This window comes from Spiroplasma endosymbiont of Melanargia galathea, from assembly GCF_964031075.1.
In the GTDB taxonomy this organism is placed as follows: Bacteria; Bacillota_I; Bacilli_A; order Mycoplasmatales; family Mycoplasmataceae; genus Spiroplasma_A; species Spiroplasma_A apis.
The window spans coordinates 970,566-987,490 of the sequence record NZ_OZ035000.1; the positions used below are offsets into that span (position 1 = coordinate 970,566).

The window sequence follows — 16,925 nt, forward strand, 5'->3', positions numbered from 1 at the left end:
TTTTGTATATAGCCATCCTATATAACACAATTGTTATTATATAGACTTTTCACTAAAACCAAAAACTTTTTTAAAAGTTTTCCACACTAAAAAAGTCCCAAATAAGGGACATAATTTACTATTTAGCTTTTTTTTTAATTTTTGATAAAGCTGATTTTGCCGCTTGTTGCTCTGCTTGCTTTTTATTGAATCCTTCACCGGTTCCATAAATCATCCCATCAATCATGACCTTCACTATAAATAGAGTTTTATTTTCTTCAACCTTAGATTGTTTTACAGTTGAATAAGATAATTGACTTCTCATTTCAAGCTGAATGATTTCTTGTAATTCAGATTTGTAATCTGTTACATGCTCTAAAAAATCCTTAGTATTTTCTTTACTAAATATAGTAGCCTCTAATCACTTATTTAAGGCAACAATACCACCATCTAAATAAATAGCTGCTGTTAATGATTCATAAATATCAGATAAAATTGACTCCTTCTCATAACCCTTAGATTCCAACTCTCCAACACCTAACCTAATAAACTTTCCTAGACCAATGTTTTTAGAAATTTGAGCCAAACTTTCCCTTCTAACCATAGAACTACGATACTTGGTTAAAATTCCCTCATTATAATTTGGAAACTTTTTGAATAGGTATTCACTTACATTCATTTGTAAAATAGCATCCCCCAAGAATTCAAGACGTTGATAATTCTTTGTAAGTCTATTTTCATTTGAGTAAGAGTTATGAGTTAGTGCCTCGTTATAAAAACTTTTATTATTTATTGTTATATTAAATTGCTTAAAGAAATTTTGCATAATTATAATTTTAAAGCTTTAGTCATTTTATTTAAAACATCGTTTTCTATTGCTTCATAAGTCATTCTTAATGTAGCATAAAAAGATTTTTTATCACTTGATCCATGAGATTTGAATGCAATTTTTTTAGCTCCCAAAAGTATTGCTCCCGCGTGATTTTTATAATCGAACTTAACAGATACTTCCTTAAACGCTTTTTTAAGTCTTAACGCTGCCATTTTTCTTCAAAGTGTTTTAGTTATAGCACTTTTGATTTCGGTAAGCAACATTTTACCAATACCTTCGATTGATTTAAGAGCAACATTACCAGAATATCCATCCGAAACTATGATATCTGCGATACCTGATGTTAAATACCTAGGTTCAATATTTCCTATAAAGTTTAAATCTTTATTTCCTTTTAAAAGTTTATAAGCTTTTTTGTGCATGTCAAAGCCTTTTGATTCTTCTTCACCGATATTTAATAATGCAACCTTCGGTGAATCGACATCTCTTACTGACTTTGAATATGCAGTTGCCATAATAGCGAACTTCTCGATATCCTCTGGGTCGCATTCTAAATTTGCACCGACATCAATTAATAAGGTTACTTTATCTTTGATGATGGTAGGAATAACGGGCATAAAACCAGGTCTTTCTATACCTTTAATTTTACCCAATATAAAATGACAACCAGCTATAAAGGGGGCTGTTGCTCCACCAGTAGTTACAGCATCGGCCTTATTATCTCTAACTAGTTCTAGGGCTTTTACCATTGAAGAGTCTTTTTTTCTTCGAATGTCCATTATATCACCCTTCATATCGATTACTTCAGTAGTGTTAAAGATTTCAACTTGGTCGTGGTTATACTTTTTCTTGTGTAGGCAACTTTTAATCTCTTTTTCGTCTCCAACGAAAATTATTTTTAACCCTTTTTGCTCACCTAATAGTTTAATAGCAGCATCAACTGCTGGAATTAAACCATTATCTGAACCCATTACATCGAATGCAATTGTTTTAAATTCCATTAGCTTTCTCCAATCTATTAACTATTATATACCAAATAAAGTACTCTATGCTATGATTTACTATAGAAAAATCATTATATATAATTTTAAAATAAAAAAATATTTAAACACGTCCGATGATTGTTTTGCCTTTATCAGGTATATTTCAATAACCTGGTATTCTGAAATTAATTTTTATAAAATCAAGTCTAAAAAAATTAACATCTTCGGTAGGATTACCCTTTGCATCTAAAGCAGTTCACCTATTAATATATCCTTTTGAAGTAACTTTAATTTTAGTATTTGACCTCTCTCCAAAAACGGTTCATCCAAATATTTCTTGGTTCCCTGTTTTTAGTAAATATTCTCTGTGTTCTTTTTGAATACCGTTATTTAAAGAAAGTGAATCATTAACACCGTATTTAAGTAATGCTTCGCTACTATTGAAAGTTGATCACAGATTTTTTGCTATACCAGGTGTTTGACCTGTAATTGATGTAAATCCACCAGAAGAAGATTTATCCACAATTCCGAAAGTTTGTCTAAAACTATTCACACCTTTGATTGTATTATGGTATGCAGATTCGAATGCTTTACTGTCTTTGAAATCATTGATTTCGCTACCATTTCAGTTTTTGTTTTGTTTTTCAACAGAATAGGCAGTTAACAATCTAAACTCAGGTAGTTTTTGACTATAGCTTCCAATTTTTAATTCAAGACCCTTCAAATAAACAAAACCGAAATTAGAGGTTTAAGACAAATCAAAAGCTTTAAATTTCTCGTAATTATTTGAATCAAGTTTTTCCTTAGCCTTCTCCTTGAGTAAGTCAATTTCGTTTCTATAATTTTCTACCATATCTGTCCAAACACTATTTAAGTGATTGTAGATTTGAACATCAACTTCTTGAGAAACTCCTACCAAAAATTTATTTTCTTTTTCAATTTCTTCTTTTCTATTAAAAACATAATTGAATAGTCTTTCAGCATCTCCATATAAAATATCTGAAATATAGTGAGGTTTTGGTTTTTGCATCCTATTTGAATTAAGCTTAGACTTTCATTCAATCTTAGAAAAACCTTTATTTTCAGAGAAAGAAAGCTTTGCATTCTTCACTCAAGGAGAATCATGATTATTATCTTCAAGAACTTTTTTAACAGATTTTGTCAAGTCCTTATTGAATAAATTGTTGTTGAAGTAGTTCTCAACTACTGAATTGTTATCTAGTAAGTTTTTATCCTTATCTTCCATTTTTAAAGATGAAGAATCTAATCATGGTTTACTTTGTTCTTTACCATTCATTAAATAACCATATTCCATATCATTTAAAACAGTTTTACCTAATAATTCAATTACTTTTGAGTTGGTTAAAGAATATATAAAATCTTTTTTGACACTGAAGTCAGCTTTATTATTAGCTTGATCAATATATGTTGTCTTGATTTCAAATTCTAAATATACATTTGATTCAAAGGGTTTATCCTCGTTACCCACTTGTTTTAGATTTGTCGAGTCCTCAAAATTTTCATTATAAGTAATGCTTAGAGAAGGTCACCTGATCTCCAAATCTTCAAAAACTTCGTTTAAATTTTCTAATATTAAAGTATATTTGTTAAGATTTTTTAATTATTTATCTATTCATTTATTTTTGAAACATACATTTTAGTAAAAACATCTTTATAGAGATTTTCTTTATCTTTTTTGACTACTTCTTTTTCTTTCCCGCTATATTTTTCTATGTTTTCTTTATTTAGAAAACTATTTTGCTGTGACTTATTTTCCATTTCCATCAAACTTTTATTAGCCTCTAGAACATTCGAAGTAACAATTTCGCTAACCTCGTTTTTAAAATCTTTTTAATATCTTCTGAAAGAATTTTATATTATCTGTCGCCTCTTTTGGCACACTTTCTGTTTTGTTTTTTGAATTACAAGAAACAATAGTTGTAGTTGGTGTAACCAACAAACCGACAGACCCTAATAAATTCAATAATTTTTTCATTCTTCTTTTTATTTCTTTATATATTGTTTTTATAGTATCATAGATAACTTAAAAATGTTATTTCACAAAAAAACAAAAACATTTTTTCCTATAAATATAAGCCTCTATGTATAGAGTTAGAATAAAAAAATTTTAATATAATCTATATATAAGAAGATTTTTTTATATGGTAAATTTAAAAGGCAATAAATCAATATTTTAAGTTTTGAACAAAAGTTGGAAATAGCGAAGGGTTGATCTACAAACCAGCAACCTTGAAAAAAGTAAGTTAGAAAGTATAATATTTCATATACAGCTGCAAGAAAATGAGCGCTTGGATACGAAGAGTATGGTTAAGAATATTTAAGAAAAATATCTACAAGGGTTAGTCAATGTATGGGACTAAGCAAAGGAAATAAAGAATTAATAGATAATTCCTTGAGAAAAGAACTCCAAGAACTAAAAAAGAAAAATAAGTTATTATAAATGGAGAACGATATCTTAAAAAAGTTCAATTAGTTCCTAGAGGATTTCGAAAAACCCAAGAAATAAAATACTTATATAATGAAAACAACAAAAAAGTAAAGTGTCACGCCAAACTACACACAAATTATGTATATAATTTTTATAAAAGGTTTTTTTATTGCTAAAACAATACTATTTACTGCAGATGAAAAAATGAAAATAGTAAATGAATTTTTATCATCTGACATAAGTGCAAAAAAAAGCAGAAAAATATAATATTAGACAACCATGTACTATTTATCAATGACAGAATAGGTATATAACTAGTGGGATCTCTGGTTTATTTGATCAAAAAAGAGGTAGAAAATCCAATATTTATAAACAAAAAAACATTGATAACATAAAACAAGAGTTAAATTTTTTAAAAAAAAGAGATGCAAAATAAAAATAAGGAAAATAGAGAGTTAATTAATAAGGTCGATATTATGGAAAAGTTCACAGCATCTCTAGTAAAGAATTTAAAAAAACAAAAAATAAACATTGAATTTTATAAAATAAAAAGTAAATACTTGCAAAAAAATAGAAAACTTTCATGACTATTAAATTTATTAAGCATCAATTTTAAAACTTATAAAAGTTAAGTTAATAATGGTTTGAAAGATTAAAAAACAAAAAGAAATACTTCTTATGTTTTATTCATAAAACTAGTATTTAATGATTTTGACTTAAAAAATGGTACACACCGTAAATGAGGGCATAAAAAAATAGCTTTAAAAATCGGTATTGGTAGAAAAACAGTTTTAAGTTCAAAGAAAAGTCAAGGACCTTTTCCTGATAATTGTGAAAAAGTAGAAAGTGAAAATCTTATGTTAGTGGCAAATAAGAACTTGTAAATACTGCTCCAAATTTATTGAAAAATCTAATTACTGGTGAAATAGTTTTTTTTACTTCAAGACCATTGGAAAAAATATGTTTAGATATATCATAATTTAAGTTTAATAACTCTAAATTATATATGTTTGCAAATATTGATGTTTATTCTAGATTACCTTTAAAAACTTATTTTTCAAGTAATCAAACTATAATAGAATTAATAAAATAGCTATATATATTAAAAAATAACTACAATATAAGTAATTCAATTATCCATACAGATAGAGTAGCCCAATTTAGAATTATTAATACGATGAATTTTTGTAAAGCAAATAGAATAAAACAAAGTATGACAGTTGGTTATGCTTCATGACAAAACGCAATAGTAGAAACATTCTTTAATAGTTTCAAACAGAATTATTTTAAAGGGTATAAATTTTCAAACAAAAAGAATTTTCAACTTGAATGGTAAATTGTATTTGAAATTATTCAAACAATAGAATAGTAAATAAATTAAAAATTACTCCTATAGAAATGTACAAGAGTAATTTTTTAAAATAATTGTAGTTTGGGGTGACCCTTTAGGTGTTTGAAGTATCTTTAAAAAACATTTTATATAATTGACAAATTATATCTAAAATCATTTATATTGTGGTATTTTTTGTAGTTATGAATAATTTGAATTTTTAGAATATACGTTCAATTATATGTTTTCCTTTTGCATTATAATTTCAATATCCTTTGATTCTAAAATTTATGTTTATGAAATCTAAGCGCAAATTTACATCTTGAAATTGGCTTCCGATTACATTCAATACAGTTCCATTATTTATAAATCCGTATGTAGTTTTTTTAACTACTGTATCTGCTTTTTCACCGAAAAGCGTCCAACTAAATATTTCTTGATTACCTGTCTTAAGAAGGTAATCTCTAAATTCTTTTTGTGATGAATAATTTAAAGACGTTGAGTTATTAATGTCGTATTTAAATCATGATGTGCTATCTCCAAAAGTATCTCACAGGTTTTTTGATAGATTTTTTATTTTACCACTCATTGTAGTAAATGCTGTTGTACCATAGTTATCAACTATGCCAAAAGTATTTCTAAAACTATCTATACCTTTGATTATATTATAGTAGATAGATTCCAGGGTTTTTGAAACCTCTAAAGTCATATTTTTACCATTAATTCAATTCTTAGTGTTCTTATCTACAGAGTATGCGGTTAATAGTCTAAACTCAGGCAATTTTTGAACGTAATCACCAATAGTAAATTGTAATCCTTTTAGATAAACATAACCTATTTGAGAGGTTGAAGAGAAATCAATAATATCTACTTTATTCGACAAACTTTTATTATCTTTTTTTATTTCATTTTTAACATCATCAATTGCTTTTTTATAATTATCAAACATCTCTTCTGAAATAGAGTTTAGATAATTAAAAACTTGTACATTGATTTTCTGTGATGTTCCTCCAAGTACTTTATTATCTTCCTGCAAACTTTCTGTTCTATTAAATACATATTTAAATAACTTTTGTCCTTCTATATCTTTTCCATTCATATCTGAATCATATAATTTTGGTCTAACTAAATGTGAATTTAATTTAGCTTTTCAATCGATTTTAGAGTCGATGTTTTCTTGCGAAAATGATAACTCTATAGTTTTAATAATATCAGACTCAGAACTTGAGTTTAATAGTTTGTTTTTAATATCTTTTAATAGAGTTTCTTCGAAGGTTTTACCTTGATAATAAGTTTTTGTTTTATTGCTATCATCTACTAAATTTTTATCTTTATCTTCCAAATCAAACCCCAGCATTTTAGGATCTAATCATAAATCACTTTGTTCCATTTTATCTAGCAAATAGTTATATTCTAATTCTTTATTGATAGTTTCACCTAATAACATGAAAGCTTGTGAGTTAGTTAAAGAATAGATGAAATCATTTTCTACATTATATTCGGATAATTTATTAACCTGATCTGTATACAATGTTTTAATTTTGAAACTTAAAAGTATATTTGAGGTGTATCCTTCTTTATCTGTACTATTTTTTTGCACTTTAGAATCGCAATTTAAGCATTTATAACTTATTTGTAAAGAAGATCATTCAATTTCTAAATCATCATATACATTTGTTATTTTGTCTAAAATAATATTATACTTATTTTTATTTTTCATATCATTAAGTTCTTTTTTAATATTTGAGACAGCCAACTTAGTAAAAACGTCTTCTTTAAGGTCGTTTTTATCTGAATCTTTTATATTTTTTGAATTAGTTCCTGCAAATTCTTTAATTTTTTCTTTTTTTAAAAATTTATTTATATTATTTTCAGTTTCTATTTCAATTAAATTTTTGTTGGCCTCCATAATATTTCTTGTAATAATTTCATTAACTTCCTTCTTATAGTCATTTATGGCTTCAGCGAAAAAATTCCCATTATTTGTTTCTTCCTTAACGCCATTGCTTTCAGATTTGTTTTTTGAATTACAAGATACAATAGTTGTGACAGGTGCCACTAATAAACCAACAGTTCCAAATAAATTTAATAATTTTTTCATTTTTTATTATTCTCCTTTTAAAAGATTCAATTTATTATTAATAACATGTGAGCGTTATTATAAGAATCTTTTATTATTCTAAACTTTCTTCTGAAGTATTACTTGATTTTTATGTTTTGTACTTCAGATGGTATCGACTCTAAAGTCAATACTTACAAAATCAATTGAAAAATTAATGTCCAAGTATTGTTCACCTTTATAATAAATTGATTTATTAAATAATCCTTTGTCATCAATATCAAACACAACATTGAAACTTATCCTGTTAAACTTTCACTCAAAAATATCTTGATTTCCCTCTTTAAGTAAAATATCCCTAATTTCTCTTTGGTCCGCATCTTTTAAAGACAATGAAGAGTTTAATTCAAATTTATACTGATTGTTACTAGTTTTTAATGTATCCCATAAGTTTTTAGTTCTGCCTTGTTTAATACCACTAAAAGCTGATATAGCATTTTTAACAGTTGTATTAGTAATACCGAAGTTATTTTTAAAACTATTTATGCCTTTTAAAGCGTTATGATAAATTGCTGCCACTGTTTTTGATTCATTGATTTGCTTAAAGACGTTGTTGTCTCAATTTTTTTCCTCTTTATCCACCGAATAACTTGTTAAAATTTTGAACTCTGGTAATTCTTGGGTGTAATCATTTCCGATTTGAAATTGTAGTCCTTTTAAATATGCAAATCCCATTTTTGATGTTGAAGATAAATCAACATTATTTAAATTTTGATCATTTAAACTTGCCACTCATCTTTCTAGATTTGATTTGTAAGTTTTTAATCAATCGTTTGAGTTATCTTGTATATATTTATATAATGGCGCTTCTACTTCTTGTTCTACTTTATTTAAAATTTTCGTATCTTTTTTGTTGATCCCCTTAAATACTCAGTCCAACATTTGTTGACCATTATTTTCGTCATTTCATCTATATAATGTTTTTTCTGTAAGTTTAATTGATTGTTCTCAATCCACTTTTGTCATTGTTTCAACTTTATCACTAAAGTTTAAAAATTTTACAAACTCATTATTTTTTGTAGATTCTAAATCTTGCTTAATAAAATCTAAAATACCATTTTTAAAAGAAGTATTATTAAAGTAGTCAGCTACTTTATTATTATCACGCAATATCTTGTCGTCATCAGTAATATTTAATGATTTTGAATCTAATCAAGCACTTTTTCCACTACTTTTCTTATTGATAAAAAATTGGTTTTGTAAATCTCCTACTATAGATTCTCCTAATTTGGCAATGTTACTAGAATTTGTTAAAGAATAAATAAAATCACTTTCAATAGTTGTGCTATCATCTTCCTTATTTTCAAAATCTTTAAATATTGTTGTTATTTTAAAAGGAACTTTTATGCTTGATGTGAAGGAACTATTATTTTGCTTTTCAGAATCTTGTTCTTTGATAAATGTTTGTTCATTAAAATCCTTATAATTTATTTCTAAATTTTCAAAATCCACCTTAAAGTCTTTAAAAATATTATCTACACCATTTAAAATGATATTATATTCGGTCTTTTCCTTTAACTTATTTACCTCTTTTTTAATGTTTTCTATTGCTAGTTTACTAATAATATCAGTATATAAATCAGCTTTATCGGTTTCCACGTCTTTTAATTTTTTGGCTTCTTCCCCTTTATAATTTAATATTTTTTCTTTCTTTAAAAATTTGTTATTTACAGCTTGGCCTTGGTCTTCTATTTCAATTAAATTTTTATTTGCTTTAATTAATTCATTTGAAACAAGGGTAGTCACTTCCTTTTTATAATTAGCAATGATAGATGCAAAATCAGGTTTATCTTCTTGCGTGCCTGAATTTGGTGTTTCATTATTATCAGAATCCTTATTTTTAGAACTACACGATATAATTGTTGTCATAGGTATTGAGGTCAAAGATAAACTCCCTAATAAACTTAATAATTTTTTCATATTTCTATTATTCTCCTTTTGCAAATTTATAATATCATAAATTAACTTAAAAGTTGTTTTATAATTGAAAATGGTTTTTTCTCCCATAAAGATAGATTTTTAAATTATTGATAAATATCGGTAATAATAGGTTTATTAAAAATAATATATCTTTTGCAAAAGAAATTCGATGCTATTCTGGTTTTATATGAAATTTAGGTCAAAATCCTTAACTCTTCCATACATAAAACAAAAAGATCATTGATGACATTGTTTTAGGCCTGTATGCAAGGGAGTCTAAAACTATTTAAAAATAGAAAAACTTCTTTTAGAAACATACCTATTCTTATAAAAAATATTTGTCAAATTATTGTAAGAATAAACTTTGTAAAAATGAATCATTAAATATAATGATTTCTTTAAAATACCAAACATAGAATGAACGCTATTGAAAAAAATAGATTAATGGTCATAAAATAATTATCAAGTTTCTAAATTTTAGTATTATTAATTTTAAGTATATTTTTATTTATTTTTCTTCTTAAATTATCCTTTAACTAAAATACTACTCAAATCTTTAAAATTATATCCTCATTTTTTCCCTAATATTGGTAACTAAATTTAATCTAATTTTATTCATTATATTAAAAGATGTTTTTTTAAGATATAAATTCTTATTTACTATTATTTAATAATTTGATATAAAAATTTAATCATAACAGAGAAGAGATTAAAAAAATCTTTAAATTTAGCAAAAAAATAATTAGGAATTTTAATTTGATTGCACTACCTTATAATTTATTTATTGGTAATAAATTAAACCATTTCTAAAACCCTTGCTCTAACAATTTAAAACACACCCTTAAAAACATAAACTTTACTGAAAATTAAATTTTAAAGATTTTTTTGTTTAAATTAGTTACCTTATTTTCTAAATTAAAATAAGTACAAGTCTTTTTGATTTAGATAAAATAGCAGTCCACAATTTATGTCTCATGTTTATTTTTGTATAACAAAAAAGGATTAAATACAACTCTCTAAGTACTCATTTTATTTAAGAAAGTTAATAGAGTAAAAATAATCTACTTAGAATATTTACAATATAAGAAATTTAATTTATTATGATTAGACACTAAAAAAATTCATAAAATAAATTTCAAAAAACATTTTTATAAATTACTAAACGATTTCAAATATCTTATTTAATAGTAAAATATTTTGTATTAATTTAGAAATATTGGAGATGACACCATGGTTTACAATACAGTAAAACTCAATAAACTTTTTTCGTAGTGCAAAATAAAGGAAATAATCTAAGAGAAAGAAAAAATGCATAGTTAAATAAGAACTAAAATATTTAAACATTAAAATGTAGATAAAAAGTTAAACCGATTAATGGAGCAAGCAAAAAAAAAACTCTTATAAAATTGTAGTTGAAAATAAAAAATTTTACATAATAATTTATTATATGGATCACTTGTTATTATCAAAACAAAATTTTATATTTGATGTTTATAAAATTTTTAATTATTGTGTATAAAGAGAATTTTGTTTATCTTATAAAGCAAATAATATATTCATAAAAAATTATTGAATATATTAAATAGAAGAATAAAAATAGTCTTAAGTCAAACAAAAATAATAATTCAAACAAAATATTTAAAAACTTAACTTATATCAAACAATAATAATTGTAAAAATATATTTAAAGTTATAAATGTAATTCACAACAAAATTTTGTAACGAAGTTGGACAATATAAAAAAAATAGTGTAAAGTTGCAGATACAACTTATATAACTTTAAAGTGCAAATTTTAAAAATATATTCAACTCCATAAAAGTAAATTTATTATATACATTTCTTGTTAAAAAAATATTAAATAAAAAGACAATCTTGTTAGGTTAATGTTATATTAAATATTATTTTAGAAGTTTTTATTATAAATATTAATATTTATAATAACCAAAATTTAGATTATTAAATTTACATAAATGATAGTTTTAATGTTTATAGTTAATTTAGACGTTCCAAGCATTAGTTATTTAGAAAGTTGAATTTGTTAAACTTTTATTTTTTAAATTTTTCATAAATATGATTCTGAAAATCATCAATAATTTTTCTATAATTATTGAAAAAATACACAAAAGAAATCTTGAAATCAGTCTTATAAATATATTTATAACAAATAGGAAAGTATCTAGAAATTTATTATAAATTACTTTTTATAAAGCAATGCTACATGTTGTATTGAATTTATTAGATAATAATGGCCATTTTATAACTTTATATTTTTATTAATTTAATTTTTAAAGCAATCATAAGCAGACTTTTACTAAATTTTTATTTTCCTAAATAAACTCAAGATTATTCATAATAATAACCAATAATATATGGTTATTTAAGCTTATTTTTTATTCTAATATTTAATAAAAAGGTTCTGTAGAAATTCCTTGATATTTAGTACCTTAAAAGTTTATTTATATAAGATAAATATGGGCTTAATATGAAATAAAATATTTTAATAAATTATTTTGAATATAAGTTATTTTAAGGAATATAAAATAAAGAAAAATGATTCAAATATTAAATATAATTTGTCAAGTATACAAAACGTTTTTTAAAAGAATACTATAATAAAGTTTAAGTATTTTTTTTGGATGCTTAAAATCTAAATAGGGATATGCTGGAAGACTCTTGTGTTTGGTCATTATCTTTGCATAATTGTAAAACTTTATATAGTTGTCAATCTCTATTTTCAACGTGCGAAATTACTTTGTTTTAGTTTTATTTTTCGTTCGTCTTTAATGGTGAAAAAATGTTTTGCACATTGCATTATCAATAGAATTACTCAGTCTAGATGACAATATTATGCTATTATTTTTTAGCATAACACTTTGCAAATGTAGATATACATTGATTTTAGTTATCAAAACGATAAGCATTTTTTTAAACAGATCTAGATATAAAACGACGCTTTTCTCAAATAATTTTTATAAATATCTATATCATTTTTTAAATATACCTCATGAACAACTATGAATAAATTGTTTGCATCTTTTATAACGCTCAAATAAGAAAAATTTTGTTAAAAAGATCTATGTAATATCGATAACCTAAAATTCTTTTTTTTGGATACAATATCAATTTCTATTTACATAATTATGACCATGCTTATTTTTTTATTTCTCTTAGTTTTCTATAATTTTTTTCCTTTTTATAACTAAATAAGTTAAATAATTTGATTGTTCTAGCAACTTTATATTGAATTCTATTATGCCCTTATTATTCAAAATAATTTTTATTATCGGTGCACTATAAACTCCACTGCTATCTAAAAAAATTTTTTTTACTTTATATAATAAGTTCATATAAATTTTTGTTCATAATCTGGTTTATTTTTACTAGACTAAAGATAATAAGTAGATCTTGTAAATTGCATAATTACATAAAGAAAAAAACGTGTATTGGTTAAGATATTTATCTATAGTTTTGTAATACTTTATTATTTTTTTGAAATGTTCATCAGTTTCTTAAACTTTTTAAAACTCATTTTCCATTTCTAGTTAATTCAATTTTTTGTTAGATTTTGCTTTTTTTTGAGTCTTTTGAATTAATTCTAATCTTTATAATGAGATTATTATGCTTTCTGGTTTTTGAAATAAGTGCTCATCACCCCAAATTTTCTCACTCTAAACACATTCTTCTAACTGTTGAATAAGATATGTTCTACATTTATGATAAATCTTTATAAGATAAATTTTGATTACAGTGCTTAATTATTTACTCTTTTTTAGCATAAGAATTAAGAATGTTTTATTTACTTTCTTTTAAATGTTCATATAAAAAATTCTCCTTGTATAATTTTATGTTTTTTTAACATAATGTATACTTAGAGAATTATATTTAAAGATATAAAGATCTTTGAATTATTTTTTGCTTTTGAAATAATTTCTAATTACTAACGTTGTTTTTCTATGAAAGTTGTTGTTTCCCTGCTTCGTCAAATTTTATCAACATTAAATGTGATATTAACAAAGTCTATTGTAAAGTTAATTTCTAGATTATCAACCCCTGTTTCGATTGTATACCTACCACTTTGTCATCTACGGAACTCGTAAACTAGACCTGAATCATTAAAATTAAATACCATATTAAATGAGTTTTTAATAAATCTTCAACTAAAAGTTTCTTGGTTTCCTTCTTTTAATAAAATATCTCTAAATTGTTTTTGATTGTAGACATCGTTTTCATCATTTTTTAATGATAGTGATGAGTTAATTCATGCTATACTTAAACCATTTTGTTTTTCAATAGTTTTTCATAAATTCGTAGCTAAATTAGGGGTTTTTCCGCTAAATGTAGCTAATATGTTATCATTATCTTTTTTCACAATTCCAAAAGTCTTTACATATGCTTCAATCCCTTTTTTAGCATTATTATATATAGATGTCAATGTTTTTGATTGATCAATTGACTTAAATCTATCTGATTCTCAATTTTTTTCTTCTTTATTTATTGAGTAACCAGTCAATAATTTAATTTCTGGCAATTCCTGAATATAATCATCTATTTGGAACCTTAAACCTTTTAAATAAACATACCCCAATTTAGATGTAGACGATAAGTCTTTATCTCCAAAATCTATGTTATTAGCTTTTGCAAACTCGTTTATGCCATCTTTATACTTATTTAGCCAACCATTTGACTCTTTTGATATGTAATTATATAAACCTCTATTAACTTTAGTGTTATTTCCAGCTAAACTTCTTTCCTCCTGCACTATATTATTTTTGAATATTTCGTTGTACATTGTTTTACCATTACCACTTTCATCTCGCCATTCATATTTAGTGGTTGTTTTATTTTCTAATTTAACTTTTCAATCTAATTTAGAAAATGCATTAAGATTATCTAATGATATGTTCAATTTTTTTATAAATGGATTTTTTGAGTTTTCTAAGGCTTCTTTTTTAATATAACTTAAAAAGTTATCACCAAATTCCTTTTTTTTGAAATAATTTTGTATATTATTATTATTTTCTAATAATAATCCATCATTTTCGGAAAGGTCTAAACCTTTAGCGTCTAATCAAATCCCGTCTACAGAACTTTCCTTTTCTGATAAGAAATACTTGTTTTGTAAATTTTTAATAGAGTTAGTACCAAAATTTACTAAATCCTTGTCACTTGTTAGAGAATAAACAAACTTACTTGTAATTTTATATTCAGCCACTTGATTAGTTTGATCTTTATAATTAGTAACAATAGAAAAATCAACTATTACATTTGATGTAAAAAAATCATTTTTCTCTTCATAATAATTGCTTTTTAATGTTTGCTGTTCTTCTTGATTTGCTAATGATTTGTATCTAAAATCTATGTTATCAAAGTCTATTTCTATATTTTTATAAATGTTATCTAAACCTTCTAATATGACGTTATACTCAACTTTGTCTTTCAATTTATCAAGTTTATTTTTAATATTATCTATGGATAATATTAATTTTATATCATATTCAAGATTTTGTTTCTCCTTATCATCAAGATTTTTGTTTTCTGACTTCTTCTTAATGTTTTCTTCATTTAGGAATTTATTTTTTTGTTTCGCATTTTCCTCTAACTCAAATAATTTTTCCCTTGTTTCATTCAATTCTTCAGAAATAATATTTGAAACATCTTTTTTGAAGTCTGCTATTAAAGATGCAAAGTCAGGTTTTTCGTCTTTGTCTTCAATATTTGGTATAGTTTCACTTCCGTCATTTTTTGTTTTACAAGAAACTATAGAAGTTACGGGTAATATAGTTATAGATAAACTACCTAATATATTTAATAATTTTTTCATTATCATTTCTCCTTTTTTTTATAATAACACATAAGTGTTAAATATGAAAAAAAGTGTTACTTTTATGATTAAGAATTTTATATAATTTAATAAATAAATGTTTTTATATTAATTAAAATAAAACTTAATTTAAACTGAGTAAAATAAATTCACACTCGAAAGAGGGGCTGAATATAAACCTCTATGTATAGAGTTAGAATAAAAAAATTCTAATATAATCTATATATAAGAGGGTTTTTATATGGCCAATTTAAAAGGAAACCAATTAAATATTTTAAGTTTTGAACAAAAGTTGGAAATAGCAAAGGATTGATCTATAAACCAGCAACCTTGAAAAAAGTTAGCTAAAAATTATAAGGTTTCATATTCACCTGCAATAAAATGAGCACTTGGATATGAAGAGTATGGTGAAGAATATTTAAGAAAAATATCTGCAAGGGTTGGCCAATGTGCGGGACTAAGTAAAGGAAATAAAGAATTAATAAGTAATTCTTTGAGAAAAGAGCTCCAAGAACTAAAAAAGAGAAATAAGTTATTAGAAATGGGGAATGATATCTTAAAAAAGTTTAATCAGTTCCTAGTGGATTTCGAAAAACCCAATAAATAAAATATTTATACAGCAAAAACAACAAAAAAGATTGGTCTATTAAGTTTCTATGTTTTGCTTCAAAAACAACACAAGCAAGTTATTATAGGTGGTTAAAGAGGGGAAAACCTATGTTCAAATATAAGTTTGATGAAAAACTAGCCGATAGTATCAAAAAAATATTTGATTAACATAATCAAATATATGGGTATCCAAGAATCAAAATAGTCTTAAAAAGAGATTATAATTAAATAGTGTTTAATAAACTAGTTTATAAATATATGTTGCTTTTAGGTATTAAATCAAAAATAAGACCAAAAAGAAAAAAACCAAAAGAGATCAAAGTTAAAAATATAATGATACCAAACATAATTAATAGAAAATGAGACGCTTATAATAAAGGTGAACTATTTGTTACAGATGTTGTTTACTTTCCATATGGTCAAAAAAATTTGCATATTTATGTGTAATGAAAGACGTTAAGACGAGCTTTATTGTGGTTATGACATTTCAATGAGAAAGGATAATAAAATCTTTGTTAATACATTGAATATGGCAAAAAAATACATGACAAAAAATAAAAACCTTATCATTCACTCAGATAACTACTTCCAATATACATCCAATTACAGTAAATTTTTTAGTTTACAAAACAATATTAGAATATCACTTAATAATCCGGCCGACTCTCTTGATAATGCTGCATGTGAGACGTTTTTTTCTCTAAAAACTGAAGGATTTTAAAAAAGCAACCCGATTTTCAGTCTGTATACAATAACGTCTTAGAGTATTTACACTGTTATAATTTTAATAGAATTATGATAAAAAATGAATTAACTCCTTGAGAAGCTGGAAACTCATTTTAGAATAAAAACCATACTCTATACTTGACAGAATAAGTTTAC

General features: G+C 24.3%; 15 protein-coding genes. 6 read left to right on the plus strand and 9 right to left on the minus strand.

Translation table 4 applies throughout. The annotated features are described in order from the left end of the window. Positions 1–118: 118 nt before the first annotated feature. The 6 genes from rnc to AAHM92_RS04365 all read right to left on the minus strand — a co-directional run bounded on the left by rnc (position 119) and on the right by AAHM92_RS04365 (position 3,790). Positions 119–811: a ribonuclease III gene (gene rnc, locus AAHM92_RS04340; protein WP_500223126.1), complete on the minus strand. Its 693-nt coding sequence runs from the start codon at positions 809–811 to the stop codon at positions 119–121. Beyond that, positions 808–1,812, minus strand: coding sequence for a phosphate acyltransferase PlsX (plsX, locus tag AAHM92_RS04345; RefSeq protein WP_500222238.1), 1,005 nt, complete (start codon positions 1,810–1,812; stop codon positions 808–810). Before plsX ends, rnc begins: the two co-directional genes overlap by 4 nt. Before the next feature lie 103 nt (positions 1,813–1,915). Further along, positions 1,916–2,518 (minus strand): hypothetical protein, encoded by a 603-nt coding sequence (locus tag AAHM92_RS04350; protein WP_500222240.1) that lies wholly within the window; start codon positions 2,516–2,518, stop codon positions 1,916–1,918. Between the two features lie 24 nt (positions 2,519–2,542). Beyond that, positions 2,543–3,283 carry a hypothetical protein gene (locus AAHM92_RS04355; RefSeq protein WP_500222241.1) on the minus strand — a complete coding sequence of 247 codons (741 nt, stop codon included), beginning with the start codon at positions 3,281–3,283 and terminating at the stop codon, positions 2,543–2,545. A gap of 140 nt (positions 3,284–3,423) precedes the next feature. Then, positions 3,424–3,579 carry a hypothetical protein gene (locus AAHM92_RS04360; RefSeq protein WP_500222243.1) on the minus strand — a complete coding sequence of 52 codons (156 nt, stop codon included), beginning with the start codon at positions 3,577–3,579 and terminating at the stop codon, positions 3,424–3,426. Positions 3,580–3,634: 55 nt separating this feature from the next. Beyond that, complete coding sequence (locus tag AAHM92_RS04365) at positions 3,635–3,790, minus strand: lipoprotein (RefSeq protein WP_500222244.1); 156 nt, start codon at positions 3,788–3,790, stop codon at positions 3,635–3,637. Between the two features lie 694 nt (positions 3,791–4,484). Here AAHM92_RS04365 and AAHM92_RS04370 point away from each other — a divergent pair. The 3 genes from AAHM92_RS04370 to AAHM92_RS04380 all read left to right on the plus strand — a co-directional run bounded on the left by AAHM92_RS04370 (position 4,485) and on the right by AAHM92_RS04380 (position 5,579). Next, complete coding sequence (locus tag AAHM92_RS04370; protein WP_500222246.1) at positions 4,485–4,679, plus strand: helix-turn-helix domain-containing protein; 195 nt, start codon at positions 4,485–4,487, stop codon at positions 4,677–4,679. Further along, positions 4,669–4,875 (plus strand): hypothetical protein, encoded by a 207-nt coding sequence (locus AAHM92_RS04375; protein ID WP_500222248.1) that lies wholly within the window; start codon positions 4,669–4,671, stop codon positions 4,873–4,875. The genes AAHM92_RS04370 and AAHM92_RS04375 overlap by 11 nt, the downstream gene beginning before the upstream one ends. A gap of 545 nt (positions 4,876–5,420) precedes the next feature. After that, complete coding sequence (locus AAHM92_RS04380) at positions 5,421–5,579, plus strand: hypothetical protein (RefSeq protein WP_500222249.1); 159 nt, start codon at positions 5,421–5,423, stop codon at positions 5,577–5,579. A 214-nt stretch (positions 5,580–5,793) separates the two neighbouring features. On the opposite strand, the gene AAHM92_RS04385 is transcribed toward AAHM92_RS04380, so the two are convergent. The 3 genes from AAHM92_RS04385 to AAHM92_RS04395 form a co-directional block, all read right to left on the minus strand. Next, the gene (locus tag AAHM92_RS04385) at positions 5,794–7,674 is read right to left on the minus strand and encodes a lipoprotein (RefSeq protein WP_500222251.1); all 1,881 of its coding nucleotides are present in this window, start codon (positions 7,672–7,674) and stop codon (positions 5,794–5,796) included. Positions 7,675–7,752: 78 nt separating this feature from the next. After that, positions 7,753–9,612, minus strand: coding sequence for a lipoprotein (locus AAHM92_RS04390; protein WP_500222252.1), 1,860 nt, complete (start codon positions 9,610–9,612; stop codon positions 7,753–7,755). Positions 9,613–13,550: 3,938 nt separating this feature from the next. Beyond that, a complete protein-coding gene (locus tag AAHM92_RS04395; RefSeq protein ID WP_500222254.1) occupies positions 13,551–15,434 on the minus strand; it encodes a lipoprotein in 1,884 nt (627 codons plus the stop codon). A 241-nt stretch (positions 15,435–15,675) separates the two neighbouring features. Here AAHM92_RS04395 and AAHM92_RS04400 point away from each other — a divergent pair, with 241 nt between their 5' ends. From AAHM92_RS04400 to AAHM92_RS04410, 3 genes are all read left to right on the plus strand, one after another. Then, positions 15,676–16,041: a hypothetical protein gene (locus AAHM92_RS04400; RefSeq protein ID WP_500222255.1), complete on the plus strand. Its 366-nt coding sequence runs from the start codon at positions 15,676–15,678 to the stop codon at positions 16,039–16,041. A gap of 260 nt (positions 16,042–16,301) precedes the next feature. Next, the gene (locus tag AAHM92_RS04405) at positions 16,302–16,490 is read left to right on the plus strand and encodes a hypothetical protein (protein ID WP_500222257.1); all 189 of its coding nucleotides are present in this window, start codon (positions 16,302–16,304) and stop codon (positions 16,488–16,490) included. A gap of 82 nt (positions 16,491–16,572) precedes the next feature. Beyond that, positions 16,573–16,764: a hypothetical protein gene (locus tag AAHM92_RS04410; RefSeq protein WP_500222258.1), complete on the plus strand. Its 192-nt coding sequence runs from the start codon at positions 16,573–16,575 to the stop codon at positions 16,762–16,764. Positions 16,765–16,925 lie beyond the last annotated feature (161 nt).